Genomic DNA, 16240 nt, shown 5'->3' with positions numbered 1-16240 from the left:
TGGCATGCCCGATCTCTTTCCGACGACTGGCGAGGCCGAGGAAGAAAAGCTCAAGGAAGCGACCGCGACCGGCGGCCCCGGCATCGTGAACCATCTAGGACCCGACTCCTTCCAGAGGGACGGGCTCCGGCCCTTCTTCGAATATCGGCCGCTTGGGCTCAAGGAACTGACGGGCGGCAAGGTCGGCGCGCACGTCATCCGCGCCGTGCCCGGACAGCATCCGGACGCGCCGCGCCACAGCCACGCGCTCGAGTTCCAGTTCGTCTACGTGCTGAAGGGCTGGGCGATCTTCGAATATGAAGGCTATGGCCAGCACAAGCTGGTCGCCGGCTCGACCGTCTATCAACCGCCTGGCGTGAAGCACAAGGAAATCGACCACAGCGACGACCTCGAGCTGATCGAGATCACGATGCCGGCCGACTTCGAAACAACGGTGGTGGAGTAGGTACCGCACAGGAGTGACGCCTACTCGCCTGCGTTGCATGAAATCCGTTATCAACCTAGAATTGCTGCATTCTGGCGTACGGAGTTCCAATGAAAACGCTTTTGCCGCTCGCGCTCGGTTGCCTGACAAGCGGCGCAGCGTGGGCACAGCCGCAGCAGCCGCCCCAGCAGAAGCCGCCGACCCGCGTGTCGCAATATTCCGAGGCGCCGGCGATGTCACCGGGCCTGCTGATCTCCACGGGCTTCGACATCAAGGCGGCGATCCCCGGCGGCCTGTGGATGCAGAAGGACAAGGACGTCTACTTCTGCAATTCCGGCCGCGCCGCCGACGGCGAGACTCTGTGCTGGAAACTGCGCGTGCCGGTAAAGGGCCAGAGCTGCCAGTAAGGCACTCAAGCCCCATGCCGCAGCAGGCGGCCTGAGTAGGTATTGGTCGGCCGGTCATCGCGCATCGTCACCTGGCCGTTGACCAGGATGTACTTGTAGCCCGAGGCGCGCTGCACGCGACGCCATTCGCCACCCGGCAGGTCGTGTGCGATCTCGTCGGGCAGGACCTTCAGCCCGTCATAGTCGTAGATCACGATGTCGGCCGGCGCGCCCTTCTTCAGCATGCCGCGGCCGCGGAAACCTGCGACCTCGGCCGGCAGCGCCGACAGCCGCCAGTGCACGTCCTCCAGGCTCAGCATGCCGTGCTGACGAACCACCTTGCAGATCGTCTCGGTCGGATAGCGGCCGGCCGTCAGGAACTTGGTGTGGGCGCCGCCGTCGGACACGCCGAACAGGATGTACGGATCGTCCACCAGTTCCTTGAGATACTCGATGCTGCCATTGGGCGGTGCGGCAAAGAACTCGGTTTCGAGATTCTCCTCGACCGCCATGTCGAGCATGACGTCGACCGGATGCTTGCCCATCTTCTCGCCGGCATGGGCCAGCGTATGGTCGAGCCACTTCCTGTTGCGCTCGGTCTTGGGCCCGACGATGGCGATCTGCGGCAGCGGACCGGTCGCGGTGATCGGCAGGTTTTCGCGCAGACGGGCACGGCGCGCCGGATCGGCGAGCTTGGCCAGCCGTTCCTCGCGCGTGCCGGTCGTGGCGTCGCACCAGTCCCGCGAATCGTCGAACAGGTTCCAATCCTCGAAGGTGAAGGTGAAGCCCGCGTCGGTCGTGAGGCCCTGCCCTACGACCCGGATGCCGCGCTCGCGGCAGCTCTTCAGCCAAGCGAGTCCGCGCCGGTGGATTTCGGGCCGGTGATCGAAGGCCTGGATCACGTTCATGATCATGGGCCGGCCACTCAGGATCGAGAGCTCCTCATAGAAGGCTCGGTCGGCCGCGTTGTCGCCCGAGATCAGCAGCATCTGCATGAAGCCCTCGTTGCGCTCGGCCAGCACGCGCGCGAGCTCGCGGCAGGTCTCGTCATGCATCACGTCGGTGGGCATCGGGGTTCCGTCATAGTCACGCTGCACCGCCGCCGGCCCGGTGGGCTTCATGCGTTGAGCCGACCAGCCGCAGGCGCCGGCGTCCATCGCCTCGTTGAGCAGGCGCCTGAGTTCGGCATGCTGCTCCGGCGTCGGCATCTTCCCAGCCTTCGCCGCCTCGAATCCCATCACCCAGATGAGCAGCGGCGACACCGGCACATAGGGCAGGACGTTCACGGCCTTGGGCGCGGCATCGACGCTGTCGAGGAACTCGGGGAACGTCACCCAGTTCCAAGGCATGCCCTCCTTCATCGAGGCCATGGGGATCGCCTCGACCCGGGTCATCGACATCATGGCGCGCTCGCGCTCGGCCGGCCGAACCGGCGCGAAACCGAAGCCGCAATTGCCGATCACCACCGAGGTGATGCCGTGCCACGAAGAGAGCGTGCAGTAGGGATCCCAGAAGAGCTGTGCGTCGTAATGGGTGTGCAGGTCGACGAAGCCCGGCGCCACGATCAGGCCGCCGGCGTCGATCACCTCGCCGGCGTCGTTCGGTGAGATCTGGCCGATCTCGGCGATGCGGCCATCCTTGATGCCGATGTCGCCGCGAAAGCGCGGCAGCCGGCTGCCGTCGACGATCATGCCGCCGCGGATCACTCGATCGTAGCGCGCCATTCGTTTCCTCCGGTGATTTGCCGGAAGCGTGCGAATGTCCTGTCGGCCTGTCAACGCGAGCGCGTCGCGCCGCAGAACTCAGTTGCGCTTCGTCACCTGGATGAATGAGTTGTTGGTGTTGGGCCGGTAGCTGACGTTGTAGTGGCCGCCCGCTCCCACCGCGTCACAGCTCGCGCCCACGGTCTGCACGCGCGCGATGGAGTAGGTCGTCCAGGCGCTGCCCTTGGACATGTCGACGTCGAGCTGGAAGAGCAGGTTCGGCGAGCTCTTTTGCCCGTTCTGGTACTGCCAGCAGATCCAATTGTTGTATCCAGGCTTTAGCTGCATCGTCTTCCACTCGCCCTCGCCCCACTTGTAGCGATAGCTGATCTGCGCTTGCGTCTGGTTGTGGAGACAGGCGCACCCGTGCGTGGTCTGCTGCGCTGCCGCGGAGCCTGCGCCCGCAGACGCCAAGGCGATCGACATGATCGCCAAAAATCCCAGTTTCATCTTCCTCCCCCCGAGTGACGGGAGAACCTAGGATTATCTCTTTGTGACTGCAAGGTGTTTGCCGAGGTGGATCACCGCGCCTTGCGTTCGCACTGGAAGGTGACCACGCGCGGCTTGTACGGCGCCGGCGGTGGTACGATCGGAAAGCTCTTTTTCGGCCAGGTGCCGTCGGCCAGGTGCCGGTCGATCACAGGCACGAGGAGCTGCAGCATGATCCACGCGCGCAACCGCACGCCTTCGGTCGTGCCGTGGATCGCATCGATGAAGAGGTCCGGATCGGACGGCATCAGGCGGGCGACATCGAGGAAGTCGATCCGGTGTTCCTTCGCGTACTTCTCCAGCACGCGGTTCTGGAACCGGGCCAGTCGCGCCAGGTCCCGGTAGCGGAATGGGGCATAGCCGAAATTGAGATACTCCAGGATGAAGCGATGCCGCACGGGATCGAGCACCATCCCGTCCTCGACCAGCCACTTGAAGGAGGCCAGCGCCAGTTCCCCGCCCACCGCTTCCGTCGTCGCCTCGATGCGACCGAGATCGGCCAGGATGGCCGACAGAGTGACCGGAAGGTCCTTGCGCGCGAGGTCGGGATCCTTCTCATCGACGCCTTTCGGCCAGACCAGCGTGTAGTCGGGCTTGGGCCATTCGCGACCGTCGGCACCCGGTGCGCTGCCGCCGGGCGCCGGCTTGGGGTCCCGTGGCGACGTGTGCTCGGCGACCAGGTTCTTCAGTCTCTTGGCGAGCGCGGAGCTGTAGCTCAGATCCTCGAGGATGCGTTCGAGAAGTCCGGGGGCCGGCGGCGGCGCGACCGGCAACCTCGCGGGACGGGGTGGAAGCTGGGGCACGAGCGGCTCCAGATAGAACTGGTTGGCGCCCTCGTAGTAGACGACGAGATCGGGCGCGAGCGGCGCCACCTCGTTGCGCATGATGGCCGCGATGTCGGGCGAGCCGATGCTCTCGCGCCCGGCATTCAGGACCTCGAAGCGAAGGTCGAGCTTCTTCGCGGCGGCCCACCGATTGAGCCAATAGCCGACATGCTCGGGATAGGAATAAGGGAAGTGGTGCGAAGCCACCGTCGTCGACGCGCCGATGAACGCAATGCGAATCGTCTTCGGCTGGCGCGCGAGAGGCACTGGACCGCCGCGAAACCCGTAGGCATTGGTCACCAGCCCGATCGGCGTCGTCGTGTCGGGCAGGAAGCGAAAGCGGGGCCATGGACTGCCGTCGGGCGGATCGTAGACGTAGATCTGGCCCGGCGCGTCCTTGAGATAAGGATGCGCGCAGGGATCGGGGCCGACGAAGGCGCTGTTCCACACCTTGAACATGTCGGACCGGCGCGTCCCCTCGGTCACGCCGCTCGCTTCGACCCGCCTGACCAGTTCGACGGCTTCGGAAGAGACAGCATGGCGATTCGGCAGCGGCGGCGGATCCTCGCCGAACCAGGCGCGCTGCACACCTTCTGCCAAAGGGAGACCATCGAGATACTTCAGCGCGGCGCTCGGCTCCTGCGCGTCCAGCCAACGGACCATGCCCTCGGCCGCCGCCGTGCAAAGCACGACGGAAACCAGGATCAAAAGAGCGTTCTTCAGCACAGCGACCACGACGGCAGTTGTTAGTACGTCCGACGAGGTGAAGCCAGACGGGCGGAAACGGCCCTGCATGCTATAGGACTGCAGGCGCCACGCGGAGAGTAGAATGCAGTTCGGATGGCTTACCCTGGCAATGTCGCCCTCACCCGACGAGGACGCTGCCCGCATCGACGACATCGTGGCGCAGGCCTGCGAGGCCGAACGGCTGGGCTTTTCGGACGTCTGGCTGACCGAGCACTATTTCACCGGCGAGAGCGTCTATTGCGACTCATTGATGTTCGCAGCAGCGCTGGCGATGAAGACCAGCAAGGTTCGACTGGGCTTCGCCGTGGTGCAGACGCCCTTCCATCATCCGGTTCGCCTCGCCGTCCAGCTCGCCCTGCTCGACAATCTCAGCAAGGGCCGCATCGACGTCGGCATCGGCAAGGGCACGGCCTACAATGAGTACGAGTTTGTCGGCCACGGAATGCGCAGCACCGACAGCCGCGAGCGCATGGAAGAGACGGTCGACATCCTGCAGCGTGCCTGGACCGAATCACCGCTCGACTACGAAGGCCGCTTCCACAAGTTGCACGTGCCGGCGATCCGGCCCAAGCCGGTGCAGCAGCCCGGCCCGCCGCTCTGGCGCAGCGTGATCTCGCCCGGCTCCTTCAGGGAATGCGGCAGGCTCGGCATGCCGATCCTGACCGCCCGCCTGCCGGTCGAGCGCATCAGGGAACGCTGGGCGACCTACGCTGCCGGCATCGACGAAGGCGGCCACGACGCTGCGACCAAGGCGCGGCTGCTCGCCCAGAGCGCACTATGGCGCAACGTCTATGTGGGAGAATCCGATGCCGAGGCCGAGGACGCGCTGGCCGCCCTGCTGGTCGAGACGCGCGAGCACATGATGCACGTGCGCGAAGCGCACAATCCGGCCGATTTCGCGCCCGAGCCCGCGACGCTCAATGCCTGGACCGATCCCAAGGTGCCGGATTCCGAAGCCGTGCCCTTCCTGCTGCGCACCGGCTGTCTGTATGGTTCGGCGAAGCGCGTCCGTGAGCAGGTGGCGGAGCTGCGCGACGTCGGCGTGCGGCACCTGCTCTGCCAGACCGGCTTTGGCGCCATGAGCCAGCCCCAGAATCTGGCGTCCATGCGCCGATTCGGCGAGCAGGTGATGCCCGCCTTCTCCTGATCCCGGGCCTACTTCGGACAGTCGCCCAGCCGCTTGCCGCTCAGTTCACTCTTGCCCTTGACCGTCGTGCCGGATTTGTCGGCTGCCTCGAGTTGCCCAACGCCCTGGTAGCTGGTCTGCGTGTAGCTGATCTCGGCCTTGGCGGTAACACCCGGCACCTGGTCGTTCGGCGGGCAAGTCAGGGTGGCCGCGAGCACGCCCGCCTTCTTCGCACCCGGCTCGTACTTGCAACCATGCCGCTTGATCTCGTCCGGCGTCGGGAACAGCAGGCGCTCGAGCTGGGCCTCGTCGGCCTTGAGGCAGACCTTCTTCGACGAGGGCGGCATCGGCTGCACACCTTCCATCGTGGTCTTCTCCGTCGTCTCCCATTCACCCGCCTGGATGGCCGTCTGTGCACTGGCGGTGGCGACGATCAGCGACGCGGCTGCGAAGGCCGACAGTCCGAAAAGATTCATGAAAACTCCTGCTTGCGCGGTGCGCCAGACCATAGCCGATAACGCCGGGCGCCGTCGCCTACTTCGGCAGGCTCTCGATCCAGCGCCGCGCCGGTTCGGCATCTGAAAAGATCCGCATGGGGCGGTCGGCCGTGGCGAGAATCCCCAGCACTCGCGAAACCAGCTCGGACTGCTCGGGCGGCACGACGATGGCCAGTGGTCCCAGCGTGCCGGCGGCGGCATGTCGCGTACGGATATTCACGCCGATCGCCAGCATGTCCTCCGCGGTCATCGCGGTATCGCCGCGACTGCAGTCGAACAGCTTGCGGTAAGACAGCGAGCCGGCTCCGGCCATCACCTCTAGGTAATTCTCGACCTCCGCACGGGTAACGACGCCTTCGGCGGTCGCGATCACGAGTCTTTCCTTGGAGTCGACGGTCCAGTGCAGCGGCATAAGTGGCACTTGTGCCAGTCCGCGGACCGAAGCGCCACAGCGTAAGGGACCGTACCGTTAAATAAGATCGGGCCACTTCGTAACGAGGGCCGTGGCGATGGCATCGACCTCACTCGACATGCGGCGTTCGCCGCTAAAAGCGTCGCTGTACGAGCCGGCCGGCAGGAGCGCCATGCGAACGCTACGCGGGTCGAGTGCCATCATGCAGGACGTGGCGAACTCGGCCGCATCGGATCGATCGCAGATGCGCAGCATCAGCACATCCCCGGCAACGTCGAGCGGCGCACCACCGGAAGGAGCCACGTCGAGAATCGCGAGGCGGCGCGCGCCGAGCGACCGCACCTCGTCCAGTCGTGCCCCCAGGATCTGGCCCAGCATGTCACGCTGCCGGATCGAACCGGCATCCACCACGGCCGCCATGACGACCGGCACCCGCTCCAGCAGTTTCTGGCCGAGCGCGCGGGCGACCAGCGTCGCCGTCTTGAGCGGTAGGTGAGGTTGGGCCACGCGCCCCGACGCGACGGGGACAACCGCGACAGCATCGCCGCCGAAACGCGAAAGGGCTTCCTGTCGGGTGAGATCGTCGAGCCAGACGCCGGGCAGAGTGTTCATCGGCCGCAGGCTAGCACGTGCTACGGTGGCTTCAATGAATCCGCTCGTATCGGTCCTGCAGCGCATGGGGCGCCGCGCCACGACGCTGCTGCCCTTCTCGCTGCTGCTGGGATTGCTGTTTCAGGACGTCGCCGCGGCGGCGCGGCCGCTGCTGCTCCCGCTCGTGGTGCTGCTGTTGATGCTGGCGCTGGCGCGCATGGACTGGGGCCGCCTCTCGGCACTCCTGCGCCGCCCGGGTCCGGCGCTGCTACTGGCGGTCCTCAACCTGGTCGCGGTGCCGCTCGTGGTCTGGCCGATCTGGCAGGGGCTGGGCCTGTGGCCGAGCCTCGTCACGGCGCTCTGCCTCAGTGCCATGGCGCCCGGCATCATCTCGGCCGCGACGACGGCCACCTTCCTGCGTCTCGATTCCTCGCTGGCCCTGCTGCTCTCGCTGTTCACGAACTTCCTGGTGCCCTTCACCCTGCCACCGCTCGCACTGTGGCTGCTGGGCTTCGACCTCAATATCGGCCTGTTCGACCTTAGTCTGAGGCTGGCGATGATCGTAGCCGTGGCGCTGGTCGGGGCGCTCCTGATCCGCCGCTCGCTGGGGCCTCGCCTCATCGCGGCCGGCCCGACCCTCGATGGGATCTCGGTGGTCGTGCTCATAGTATTCGCCATCCCGCTGATGGATGGCGTCGTCGCCCGCGCGCTGACCGAGCCTGTCAAGCTCGCGGGCTTCGTCGCCGGCTCCTTCGCCGGCATGCTCCTGTGCAATCTGGTGATGGCGGTCGCGACCCGGCCGTTCCTCGACCGTCGGAGCGCGCTAACGGTCGGCTACTGCTCGGGAGGCCGGCACAACGCGCTGCTCATGGCGGTCCTGCCGGCGACGGCCGATCCGGACATCTTCCTGTTCATCGCCGCGGTGCAATTCCCGATCTACATCATCCCCACCCTGCTGCAGCCGCTCTACCGCCGCTTGCTGCCCCGATGAGGCCGTTGTAACGATCAGCGTCTGGGGACCTTTTCGGGAGATTTCACCATGAAGCGCAGACTTCTACTCGCGACCGTCGCGACCCTGTTCGCCACGCCCGCGTTCGCCCAGACCAAGTGGGACCTGCCGGCCGCCTACCCCGCGACCAACTATCACACGGTCAACCTCCAGAAGTTCGCCGACTCCGTGAAGGCGAGCTCCGGCGGCAAGCTCGAGATCGTCGTCCACCCGGGCGCCTCGCTGTTCAAGGCCCCCGAGATCAAGCGCGCGGTGCAGACGGGCCAGGCACCGATCGGCGAGATCCTGGTCTCCAACTTCGAGAATGAAGACCCGGTCTATGGCGTCGACGTCGTGCCCTTCCTGGCGAGCTCGTTCCCCGAAGCGAAGAAGCTGTGGGCGGCGCAGAAGCCGGTGCTCGAGAAGAAGGCCGCCGCGCAGGGCATGATGGTCCTGTTCGCCGTTCCCTGGCCGCCCCAGGGCCTCTACGCCAAGAAGGAAGTGAACCAGCTCTCCGACATGAAGGGCATGAAGTTCCGTGCCTACAATCGCGGCACGTCGCGCATCGCCGAACTGACCGGCGCGCAGCCCATCACCATCCAGGCCGCCGAACTCAGCCAGGCGCTGGCCACCGGCAAGGTCGATTCGTTCATTTCGTCTGGTGCCACCGGCGTCGATTCGAAGGTATGGGAGCAGCTCACGCACTTCTACGACACCCAGGCCTGGCTCCCGAAGAACGCCGTGCTGATGAACAAGGCTGCCTTCGACAAGCTCGATCCCGCGACCCAGAAGGTCGTGCTGGCCGAGGCCGCCAAGGCCGAGGCTCTGGGTTGGGCCGAGGCCGAGAGGCTCTCCGCTGGTTTCCTCGAGACGCTCGCCAAGAACGGCATGAAGGTGCAGCCGCCCTCGCCCAAGCTCGCCGGCGAGTACAAGGAGCTGGGCAAGAAGCTGACGGCCGAATGGCTCGAGAAGGCCGGGCCCGACGGCAAGGCCGTGGTCGACGCCTACAACAAGAACTAGGCCGTCTGCTCCCGTGCGGTCCGCGCTGAAGACACTCTACGAGGTGACGGGGATCCTGGGCGGCATCTTCATGGTGCTGCTCCTGGTCTTCGTCCTTTATTCAGTCGGCCCGGGTGTGGGCCTCTGGATCGAGCAGACCTTCGGCCTGCCCAATCCGATTACCTACGTTGCGCGCTCGGCCGACGAATTCGCGGGCTACGCGATGCTGGCCTCGGCCTTTCTGGCACTCGCGTCGACCTTCGGCCGCGGCGAACACATCCGCGTCACCCTGTTCCTGCAGCGACTGCAGGGAACGCCGCGGCGCCTGGCCGAGATCTGGTGCCTGGCGCTCGGCAGCCTGCTGACCGGCTATCTTGCCTGGTTCTCGGTCAAGCTCTGCTGGCAATCCTACGAGATCAACGACCTCTCGACCGGGCTGATCGCCATTCCGCTGTGGATCCCGCAGGTCGGCATGGCGGTGGGTGCCGTGGTCCTGTGCATCGCCGTCATCGAACAGCTCGTCGTGGTCGCGACGGGCGGCCCCCTCATGGAAGATCCTTCGGGCGAGGAAGCCGCCCACCTGGAGCGCTGATGGGCAGTATCGACGCACAGATCGCGCTGCTCGCGATCTGCGCCCTCTTCTTCCTGTTCGGCACCGGCATCTGGATCGGCATGAGCATGATCGGCGTGTCGATCGCCGTCATGTGGATGTTCGCGCCGGCCAAACCGGCCGGCGATGCGATGGCGACCGTCGTCTTCTCCGACCTGTCGTCCTGGACGCTGACGGCGCTGCCGCTCTTCATCTGGATGGGCGAGGTGCTGTTCCGCACCGCCATTTCGGAGGAGATGTTCCGTGGCCTCGCGCCCTGGATGCGTCGCCTGCCCGGGCGGCTCGTCCACACCAACATCATCGGCTGCACCATCTTCGCCGCCGTCTCGGGTTCCTCGGCCGCGACCTGCGCCACGATCGGCAAGATGACCGTGCCGGAGCTGCGCCGCCGCGGCTATCCCGATGCCATCGCCATCGGCAGCCTCTCCGGCGCCGGCACGCTCGGCCTGCTGATCCCGCCGTCGCTGATCATGATCGTGTACGGCGTGCAGGCCGAAGTCTCGATCGCCAAGCTGTTCGCGGCCGGCATCATCCCGGGCGTCCTGCTGGCCGGCCTGATGATGGCCTATGTCGCCGGCTGGTCGCTGCTCAACCCGTCGAAGATCCCGCCGCCCGATCCGGCGATGCCGCTCAAGGAGAAGCTGCGCGAGTCGAGCTCGCTGATCCCCGTCGTGCTGCTGATCCTGCTCGTGCTGGGATCGATCTATTCCGGTGTCGCAACCGCCACCGAATCCGCCGCCTTCGGCGTGATCGGCTCCTTCGCCATCGCCTTCTGGCAGCGGCGCCTGACGCTCCGGAATTTCTGGGACAGCGTGATGGGCGCCACGCGCCTCACCTCGATGATCCTGCTGATCCTGGCGGGCGCCTCGTTCCTGAAGCTCGCCATGGGCTTCACCGGCCTGCCGCGCCACCTCGCCGAGACCATTGCGGCAATGGGCCTGACGCCCGGCATGCTGATCCTGGTGCTGGCCGTCCTCTACATCATCCTCGGCTGCTTCCTCGACGGCATCTCGATGATCGTGCTGACCGCCGCCATCGTGCTGCCGATGATCGAACAGGCCGGCATCGACAAGATCTGGTTCGGCATCTTCATCACCATCGTGGTCGAAATGGCGCAGATCACGCCGCCGGTCGGGTTCAACCTGTTCGTGCTGCAGGGGATGACCGGCAAGTCGATCTTCTGGATCGGCAAAGTGTCATTGCCGTTCTTCCTGACGATGGTGCTGTGCCTGGTGCTGCTCTACTTCTTCCCGGGCCTGGTGAACTTCCTGCCCGACATGATGGTCAACGCCGCGCGCTGACCTCGCGATAGAAATCGTTCAACAGGTCGAGCACATCGAGCACGGGAAGGCCCAGCGCCTTCTCGAGGGCCAGCTTATACGGCGGCAGGTTGGTGCATTCGAGCACGACCGTATCCACTTCGGGATGCCGCGCCACCAGGTCACGCCCCGCCACGACGACCTCGCGCTCGACCGTCTCGCGATCGAGCGTCAGCCCGTTGCGCAGGAAGGTGCCGGCAAAGGAACTGTCCTCGGGCAATCCGAGCATCGGCGTATCGACCGGCGCGCCGACCGCCGCGAGATGCGCCGGCGTCAGATTCTTCGCCGACGCCGTGATGATGCCGACCTTGCGACTCGCGAGCCTGCGAATGTGCAGCAACGCCGAGGTCGCCACCGGCACCGGTGACAGCGCCGCCAGCTCTTCCTGATAGAGCGCCAGGAACCCGCAGCTCGTCCCCAGCCCCACCGCGCCTTCGGCCGCCAGCGCCTCGGCATTCGCCTTCAGCGCCGCCAGCACACGCGGCCGGTCGGGATGCGCCGCCACCGCATCGGCCGAGCCGATGCCTTCCATGCGCCGGAAGATCACAGGGAAATCGTACGAGGCCGCATTGCCGACGTCCCCCACGATCCGCGGGAACCGCGTGTCGAGCATCAGGATGCCCAACGGACCAGGGAGCGAACGATCAGGCATTGCGCTTGGCGATAGCGCGGCCGGCGACGTAGCCAAAGGTGAGGCACGGGCCGATCGTCGTGCCGGCGCCGACTGACTTGGTACCGATCGGGCTCGCCATCGCGATGCCCGCGCAATAGAGCCCGCCGATCACGCTGCCGTCGGGTCGCAGCACGCGGCAGTACCGGTCCGTGCGCGGGCCGCCCTTGGTGCCGAGACTCACATAGAGGAAGGGCGCGGCATAGAATGGCGCCTGCTCGACCGTGCCGAGCGCGCGGTCCTTGGTATAGAAGCGCTCCCACACCGTCTCGCCGCGATGGAAATCGCGATCGACGCCTTCCTTCGACCAACCATTGAAGCGGTCGACCGTGGCGCGCAGCGCCGCCGGATCGAGCCCTATCTGGGCGGCCAGCGCCTCGATCGTGTCGGCCTTGCGAATGAACCCCTTCTCCTTCGAGCCGAAATGCATGGAGAGCGTCATCGCCCTGGCATACCGCGCGTCGAAGATCCGCCAGGCCGGCAGGTGCAGGTGACGTCCGTCGGGCCCGCGCTCGTCGATCGCCACACCAAGCGCCGGACTGCCTTCGCTGACGAAGCGCTGTGCGTCGCGGTTCACAAGGATCACGTGCGGCGCGTACGTCTCGAGCAGCGGCTGCGCGTGGCGTCGGCCTTCGTAGATCGTGAAGGTCGCGGGCGAGATCAGCGCCTGGTCCATGTGCGCGAGTTCGGCGCCGACCTCGGCCGCCATCACCTGGCCGTCGCCCGTGTTGGTGTCCGGCGCGCCGGTGAGGTCGATGCCGGGGAAGTACCTGGCCATGAGATCGCGGTTCCAGTCGAAGCCGCCGGTTGCCAGTACGACACCGCGCGCGGCCCGGATCGTGCGCCGTTCGCCGCCGACCGTGGCCTCGACACCTGCCACCGCATCGCCGTCCATCACCAGCCGGTGAACCGGTGCTTCGAGTTCGATGCGGCAACCCTTGTCGAGACAGCCCCGCACCAGTCCGATCACCAGCGCATTGCCCGCACCGACCCGCGCCGTCAGCAGCCGCCAGAGCAAGGTCGGCGCCATGCCGAGCGCGCCGCGCACCGGGTTCTTGAGGACTCCGTCGACCAGTTCGCGATAGGTAAAGAGCTGCGTTTTCACCGAAGCCCGCACCCGGTTCCACCAACGGCCCAGCAGGAACTTGCTGAGGGGCGTGGTCGAGACCATGCGGCCGAACGGCCTTCCTCCCGGCAAATCGGCATAGGGATCGGGATGGTTGACCAGCTCGAAGCGGAGTGGCGTTTCGTCCTCGAGGAAGCGCAGCATCGGCGCCGATTGCTCGGCCAGCACCTGCCACAACTCCTGCTCGCTCGCCTCCCAGCCAGGTGGCGCCGCGCCCTTGATGTAGCGCAGCGTCTCCCCGGGCGAGTCCTCGATGCCCGCCGCCTTCATGTGATGGTTGCCCGGCACCCAGGTGCCCGCGCCCGACATGGCCGTCGTGCCGCCGAGCCAGCAGGACTTTTCGAGCACGATCACGCTTGCGCCATCGTGCGCGGCCGCCAGCGCCGCCGACAGGCCGGCAGCGCCCGAGCCCACCACGATGACGTCGTACTCCATCGGTGCGAGCGCCCTATTTCGGCGGCTCCGGCCACTTCTTCTGCTCGCCGCGCGCCGTCTCGAACCAGCGGGACAGGCGCAGCACGCCGGAATCGTCGAAGCGGCGGCCCGAGATCTGGAGGCCGATCGGTTTGCCATCCCTGGTGTAGCCGCAGTTGATCGAGGAGGCCGGCTGTTCGCTCATGTTGTAGGGCATGGTGAAGCCGATGTGGTCCATCGCCCGGTTCACGTCGTTGGAGGGCATCTCCCATTCGGCCGGGAAGGTGGGCACCGGCGAGGTCGGCGACAGCACGTAGTCGAACGGCTGCGTCGCCTTCACGGTGGCGGCGCGGATCGCCATGTAGTTGTTCACGCCGCGGATCACCATGGGCCCCGAAACATCGGCGCCGGCGCGGCACCAGTCGGCAATGAAGGGCAGCACCTTCGCCTGGCGTGCATGGCTCAGCGCCGAGAAATCGACCCAGCTCCGCACCCGCCAGAAGATGTCCTGGAGGTCGAGCATGGCAGGGGTCATGAACGGCGCGACGGGTTCGACATGCGCACCGGCCGCCGCGAACAGCTTCGCCGCCGCCTCGACCGCCGCCCTGGTTTCTGGCTCGACCGGCATGCCGCAGCCCGCGTCCATGTGCAGGCCGATCCTGAGGCCCTTCGGTTCGAGCGACCCGGCGTTCCAGTCGATGCCGGCCGGCGGCAGGTTCATGTGGTCGCGCCAGTCGGGCTTGGAAAGTTCGGCCATCAGCAGGCACGAGTCCGCGACGCTGCGAGTCATCGGCCCGATGGCGCGGCCGAAGAACGGCGGATCGACCGGGACGCGGCCGAGGCTGGGCTTCAGGGTGAAGATGCCGTTCCAGCTCGCAGGCAGGCGGACCGAGCCGCCGATGTCGGTGCCGAGATGCAGCGGGCCATAGCCCGCCGCCGCACCAGCCCCCGCGCCGGCGCTGGAACCGCCGGGATTCCAGGCGAGATTCCACGGGTTTCGCGTCAGCGGATGGAAGGAGCTGCGGCCCGAGGAGAGCATGCCGTAATCGGGCATGGTGGTCTTGGAGAGGATGATCGCCCCCGCTTCGCGCACCCGCGCCGCGGCGGGCGCGTCTGCGGCGGCGGGTACCAGCTCGGTCGCAGCCGTGCCGAGCGGCACCGGGACGCCCTTGGTGGCGATGTTCTCCTTGATGGTGATGGGAACCCCGTCCAGCGCACCCGGCGGCGTGCCCTTCTGCCAGCGCGCCTCGGACGCCTTCGCGGCCTTGCGCGCACCCTCGAAGTCCGGCGCATACAGCGCCTTCAGCTTCGGCTCCCAGGCCTCGATGCGGGCGATCACGGCGTCGATAGCCTCGACGGGCGACAGCGACTTGGATTGGTAGGCGGCGAGCAGCTCGCCGGCGGTCATGTCATGCAAAGCGGTCATGGAATGAAGCTACACGATTTCGATTGAGGGGGTTTGGGACGATTTCCCGCACGCGCCCTTGCAAAACCCGCGCCCCGCCCGGCCTTCGTCCGGGCCAGAATCGCAGATAGACTGAAGCGATGGTCTATATCGAGCTGCTGATCGCGATCGTCCTCATCCTCATCAACGGTGTCCTCGCAATGTCGGAACTGGCGGTGGTCTCGGCGCGCCGGGGCCGGCTGAAGGCCATGGCCCAGGGCGGATCGCGCGGCGCCGGCGCCGCCTTGCGCCTTGCAGAGGATCCGGGCCGCTTCCTTTCGACGGTCCAGATCGGCATCACCCTGGTCGGCATCCTCGCCGGCGCCTTTTCCGGCGCGACCCTGGGCGCGCGCCTCACGACGGTGCTGGTCGACATCGGACTATCGCTTCGCTTCGCCGAACCGCTGGCCTATGGCGGCGTGGTCGCCCTCATCACCTATCTGTCGCTGATCGTGGGCGAGCTGGTGCCGAAGCAGATCGCGCTGCGCAACGCCGAGGCTGTCGCCGCGACCGTGGCGCCCGGCATGACGATGCTGGCCCGCATTTCCGCGCCGCTCGTCTGGCTGCTCGACGTCTCGGGCAAGGCGGTCCTCCGCCTGCTCGGCGGGCGGCAGGGCGGCGATTCCGCCGTGACGGCGGAAGAGATCAAGGCGCTGATCGCCGAAGGCGAATCCTCGGGGGTCATCGAGCCGCGCGAACGCGGCATGATCAGCGCGGTCATGCGGCTGGGAGACCGGCCCGCCCGCGCCATCATGACCCCGCGGCACGAGCTCGACATCGTCGACCTGTCGCTCGAGCCGCAGGCCCTGTTGCGGACCGTGCAATCGAGCGTCCATTCCCGCCTGGTCGCCTGGGATCCCGCCGCCAATCACGCCGCTGGGGTCGTGCGCAAGAACGACCTGCTGGACGCCTTCATCCGCGACGGCAGCGCCGATCCCCGCGCCTTGGTCAGGCCCGCCCCCATCGTGCCCGATACGATGGACGGATTCGACGTGCTCGACACGTTGAAGAATTCGCCCGCTCACATGGTCCTGGTGCAGGACGAGTACGGCGAGTTGCTGGGCATCGTCACGACTGCGGACATCCTCGAAGCCATCGTCGGCGCCTTCCAGACCGACGCGGGCCCGGCCGAACCCGCAGCCAAGGAGCGCGACGACGGGTCGTGGCTGGTGGCGGGCAGCATGCCGGCCGATGAGCTCATCGAACTGCTGGGCATCACCACCAAACGGACCGCCGATTTCCACACCGCGGCCGGCATGGTGCTGGCCGCCATGCGCCGCCTGCCCAAGGAAGGCGATGCCGTCGTCGTGGGCGGCTGGCGCTTCGAGGTCCTCGACATGGACGGCCGCCGCATCGACAAGCTTCTGGCGACCAGAGCCAAGACGGTGCACCGGGCGGCGAATACGTGATC

The 16240-nt window shown here is 66.7% G+C and carries 17 protein-coding genes; 8 read left to right on the top strand and 9 right to left on the bottom strand.

Features of this window, described 5'->3' with window-relative positions:
- The first annotated feature begins 4 nt into the window (after nt 1-4).
- Together Q0Q48_RS19280 and Q0Q48_RS19275 are read left to right on the top strand one after the other, a co-directional pair.
- Nucleotides 5-445, top strand: a complete 441-nt coding sequence (locus Q0Q48_RS19280; RefSeq protein WP_295141096.1) for a cupin domain-containing protein — start codon at nt 5-7, stop codon at nt 443-445.
- An 89-nt stretch (nt 446-534) separates the two neighbouring features.
- On the top strand, nt 535-831 hold the full coding sequence (locus tag Q0Q48_RS19275) for a hypothetical protein (RefSeq protein ID WP_295141092.1): 297 nt from the start codon (nt 535-537) through the stop codon (nt 829-831).
- A gap of 5 nt (nt 832-836) precedes the next feature.
- Here the strand turns inward: Q0Q48_RS19275 and Q0Q48_RS19270 are convergent, their stop codons facing one another.
- From Q0Q48_RS19270 to Q0Q48_RS19260, 3 genes are all read right to left on the bottom strand, one after another.
- Nucleotides 837-2534 (bottom strand): amidohydrolase family protein, encoded by a 1698-nt coding sequence (locus Q0Q48_RS19270; protein ID WP_295141089.1) that lies wholly within the window; start codon nt 2532-2534, stop codon nt 837-839.
- 78 nt (nt 2535-2612) lie between these two features.
- On the bottom strand, nt 2613-3023 hold the full coding sequence (locus Q0Q48_RS19265; protein ID WP_295141087.1) for a hypothetical protein: 411 nt from the start codon (nt 3021-3023) through the stop codon (nt 2613-2615).
- Between the two features lie 71 nt (nt 3024-3094).
- Nucleotides 3095-4681: a hypothetical protein gene (locus Q0Q48_RS19260; protein WP_295141084.1), complete on the bottom strand. Its 1587-nt coding sequence runs from the start codon at nt 4679-4681 to the stop codon at nt 3095-3097.
- Between the two features lie 34 nt (nt 4682-4715).
- Here Q0Q48_RS19260 and Q0Q48_RS19255 point away from each other — a divergent pair, with 34 nt between their 5' ends.
- Nucleotides 4716-5780 (top strand): LLM class flavin-dependent oxidoreductase, encoded by a 1065-nt coding sequence (locus Q0Q48_RS19255; protein ID WP_295141081.1) that lies wholly within the window; start codon nt 4716-4718, stop codon nt 5778-5780.
- 8 nt (nt 5781-5788) lie between these two features.
- Here Q0Q48_RS19255 and Q0Q48_RS19250 read toward each other — a convergent pair whose 3' ends face one another.
- The 3 genes from Q0Q48_RS19250 to Q0Q48_RS19240 all read right to left on the bottom strand — a co-directional run bounded on the left by Q0Q48_RS19250 (nt 5789) and on the right by Q0Q48_RS19240 (nt 7280).
- Complete coding sequence (locus Q0Q48_RS19250; protein WP_295141078.1) at nt 5789-6235, bottom strand: DUF3617 family protein; 447 nt, start codon at nt 6233-6235, stop codon at nt 5789-5791.
- A gap of 58 nt (nt 6236-6293) precedes the next feature.
- Nucleotides 6294-6629 carry a hypothetical protein gene (locus tag Q0Q48_RS19245; RefSeq protein WP_295141075.1) on the bottom strand — a complete coding sequence of 112 codons (336 nt, stop codon included), beginning with the start codon at nt 6627-6629 and terminating at the stop codon, nt 6294-6296.
- Nucleotides 6630-6725: 96 nt separating this feature from the next.
- Nucleotides 6726-7280: a hypothetical protein gene (locus Q0Q48_RS19240; RefSeq protein WP_295141073.1), complete on the bottom strand. Its 555-nt coding sequence runs from the start codon at nt 7278-7280 to the stop codon at nt 6726-6728.
- Nucleotides 7281-7314: 34 nt separating this feature from the next.
- On the opposite strand from Q0Q48_RS19240, the gene Q0Q48_RS19235 reads away from it, so the two are divergent.
- Genes Q0Q48_RS19235 through Q0Q48_RS19220 form a run of 4 tightly spaced genes read left to right on the top strand, consistent with a single transcriptional unit; the run spans nt 7315 to nt 11157 of the window.
- A complete protein-coding gene (locus tag Q0Q48_RS19235) occupies nt 7315-8250 on the top strand; it encodes a hypothetical protein (RefSeq protein ID WP_295141071.1) in 936 nt (311 codons plus the stop codon).
- 48 nt (nt 8251-8298) lie between these two features.
- A complete protein-coding gene (locus Q0Q48_RS19230) occupies nt 8299-9267 on the top strand; it encodes a TRAP transporter substrate-binding protein (RefSeq protein ID WP_295141068.1) in 969 nt (322 codons plus the stop codon).
- A gap of 13 nt (nt 9268-9280) precedes the next feature.
- Nucleotides 9281-9838, top strand: coding sequence for a TRAP transporter small permease (locus Q0Q48_RS19225; protein WP_295141066.1), 558 nt, complete (start codon nt 9281-9283; stop codon nt 9836-9838).
- Nucleotides 9838-11157: a TRAP transporter large permease subunit gene (locus tag Q0Q48_RS19220; RefSeq protein ID WP_295141064.1), complete on the top strand. Its 1320-nt coding sequence runs from the start codon at nt 9838-9840 to the stop codon at nt 11155-11157. The genes Q0Q48_RS19225 and Q0Q48_RS19220 overlap by 1 nt, the downstream gene beginning before the upstream one ends.
- On the opposite strand, the gene Q0Q48_RS19215 is transcribed toward Q0Q48_RS19220, so the two are convergent.
- From Q0Q48_RS19215 to Q0Q48_RS19205, 3 genes are read right to left on the bottom strand one after another with little or no spacing between them, the layout of a single operon-like run.
- Nucleotides 11141-11827, bottom strand: a complete 687-nt coding sequence (locus tag Q0Q48_RS19215; protein ID WP_295141061.1) for an aspartate/glutamate racemase family protein — start codon at nt 11825-11827, stop codon at nt 11141-11143. The genes Q0Q48_RS19220 and Q0Q48_RS19215 overlap by 17 nt on opposite strands.
- Complete coding sequence (locus Q0Q48_RS19210) at nt 11820-13406, bottom strand: FAD-dependent oxidoreductase (protein ID WP_295141058.1); 1587 nt, start codon at nt 13404-13406, stop codon at nt 11820-11822. Before Q0Q48_RS19210 ends, Q0Q48_RS19215 begins: the two co-directional genes overlap by 8 nt.
- Before the next feature lie 13 nt (nt 13407-13419).
- A complete protein-coding gene (locus tag Q0Q48_RS19205) occupies nt 13420-14811 on the bottom strand; it encodes an amidase (protein WP_295141056.1) in 1392 nt (463 codons plus the stop codon).
- A 119-nt stretch (nt 14812-14930) separates the two neighbouring features.
- Between Q0Q48_RS19205 and Q0Q48_RS19200 the strand changes: the two genes are divergently transcribed.
- Nucleotides 14931-16238, top strand: coding sequence for a hemolysin family protein (locus Q0Q48_RS19200; RefSeq protein ID WP_295141053.1), 1308 nt, complete (start codon nt 14931-14933; stop codon nt 16236-16238).
- Nucleotides 16239-16240 lie beyond the last annotated feature (2 nt).

Origin of the sequence: uncultured Reyranella sp., assembly GCF_945957355.1 — a bacterium.
In the GTDB taxonomy this organism is placed as follows: domain Bacteria; phylum Pseudomonadota; class Alphaproteobacteria; order Reyranellales; family Reyranellaceae; genus Reyranella.
The sequence above is the reverse complement of the archived record's forward strand: the minus strand, read 5'-3'. Positions and strand labels throughout refer to the sequence as shown.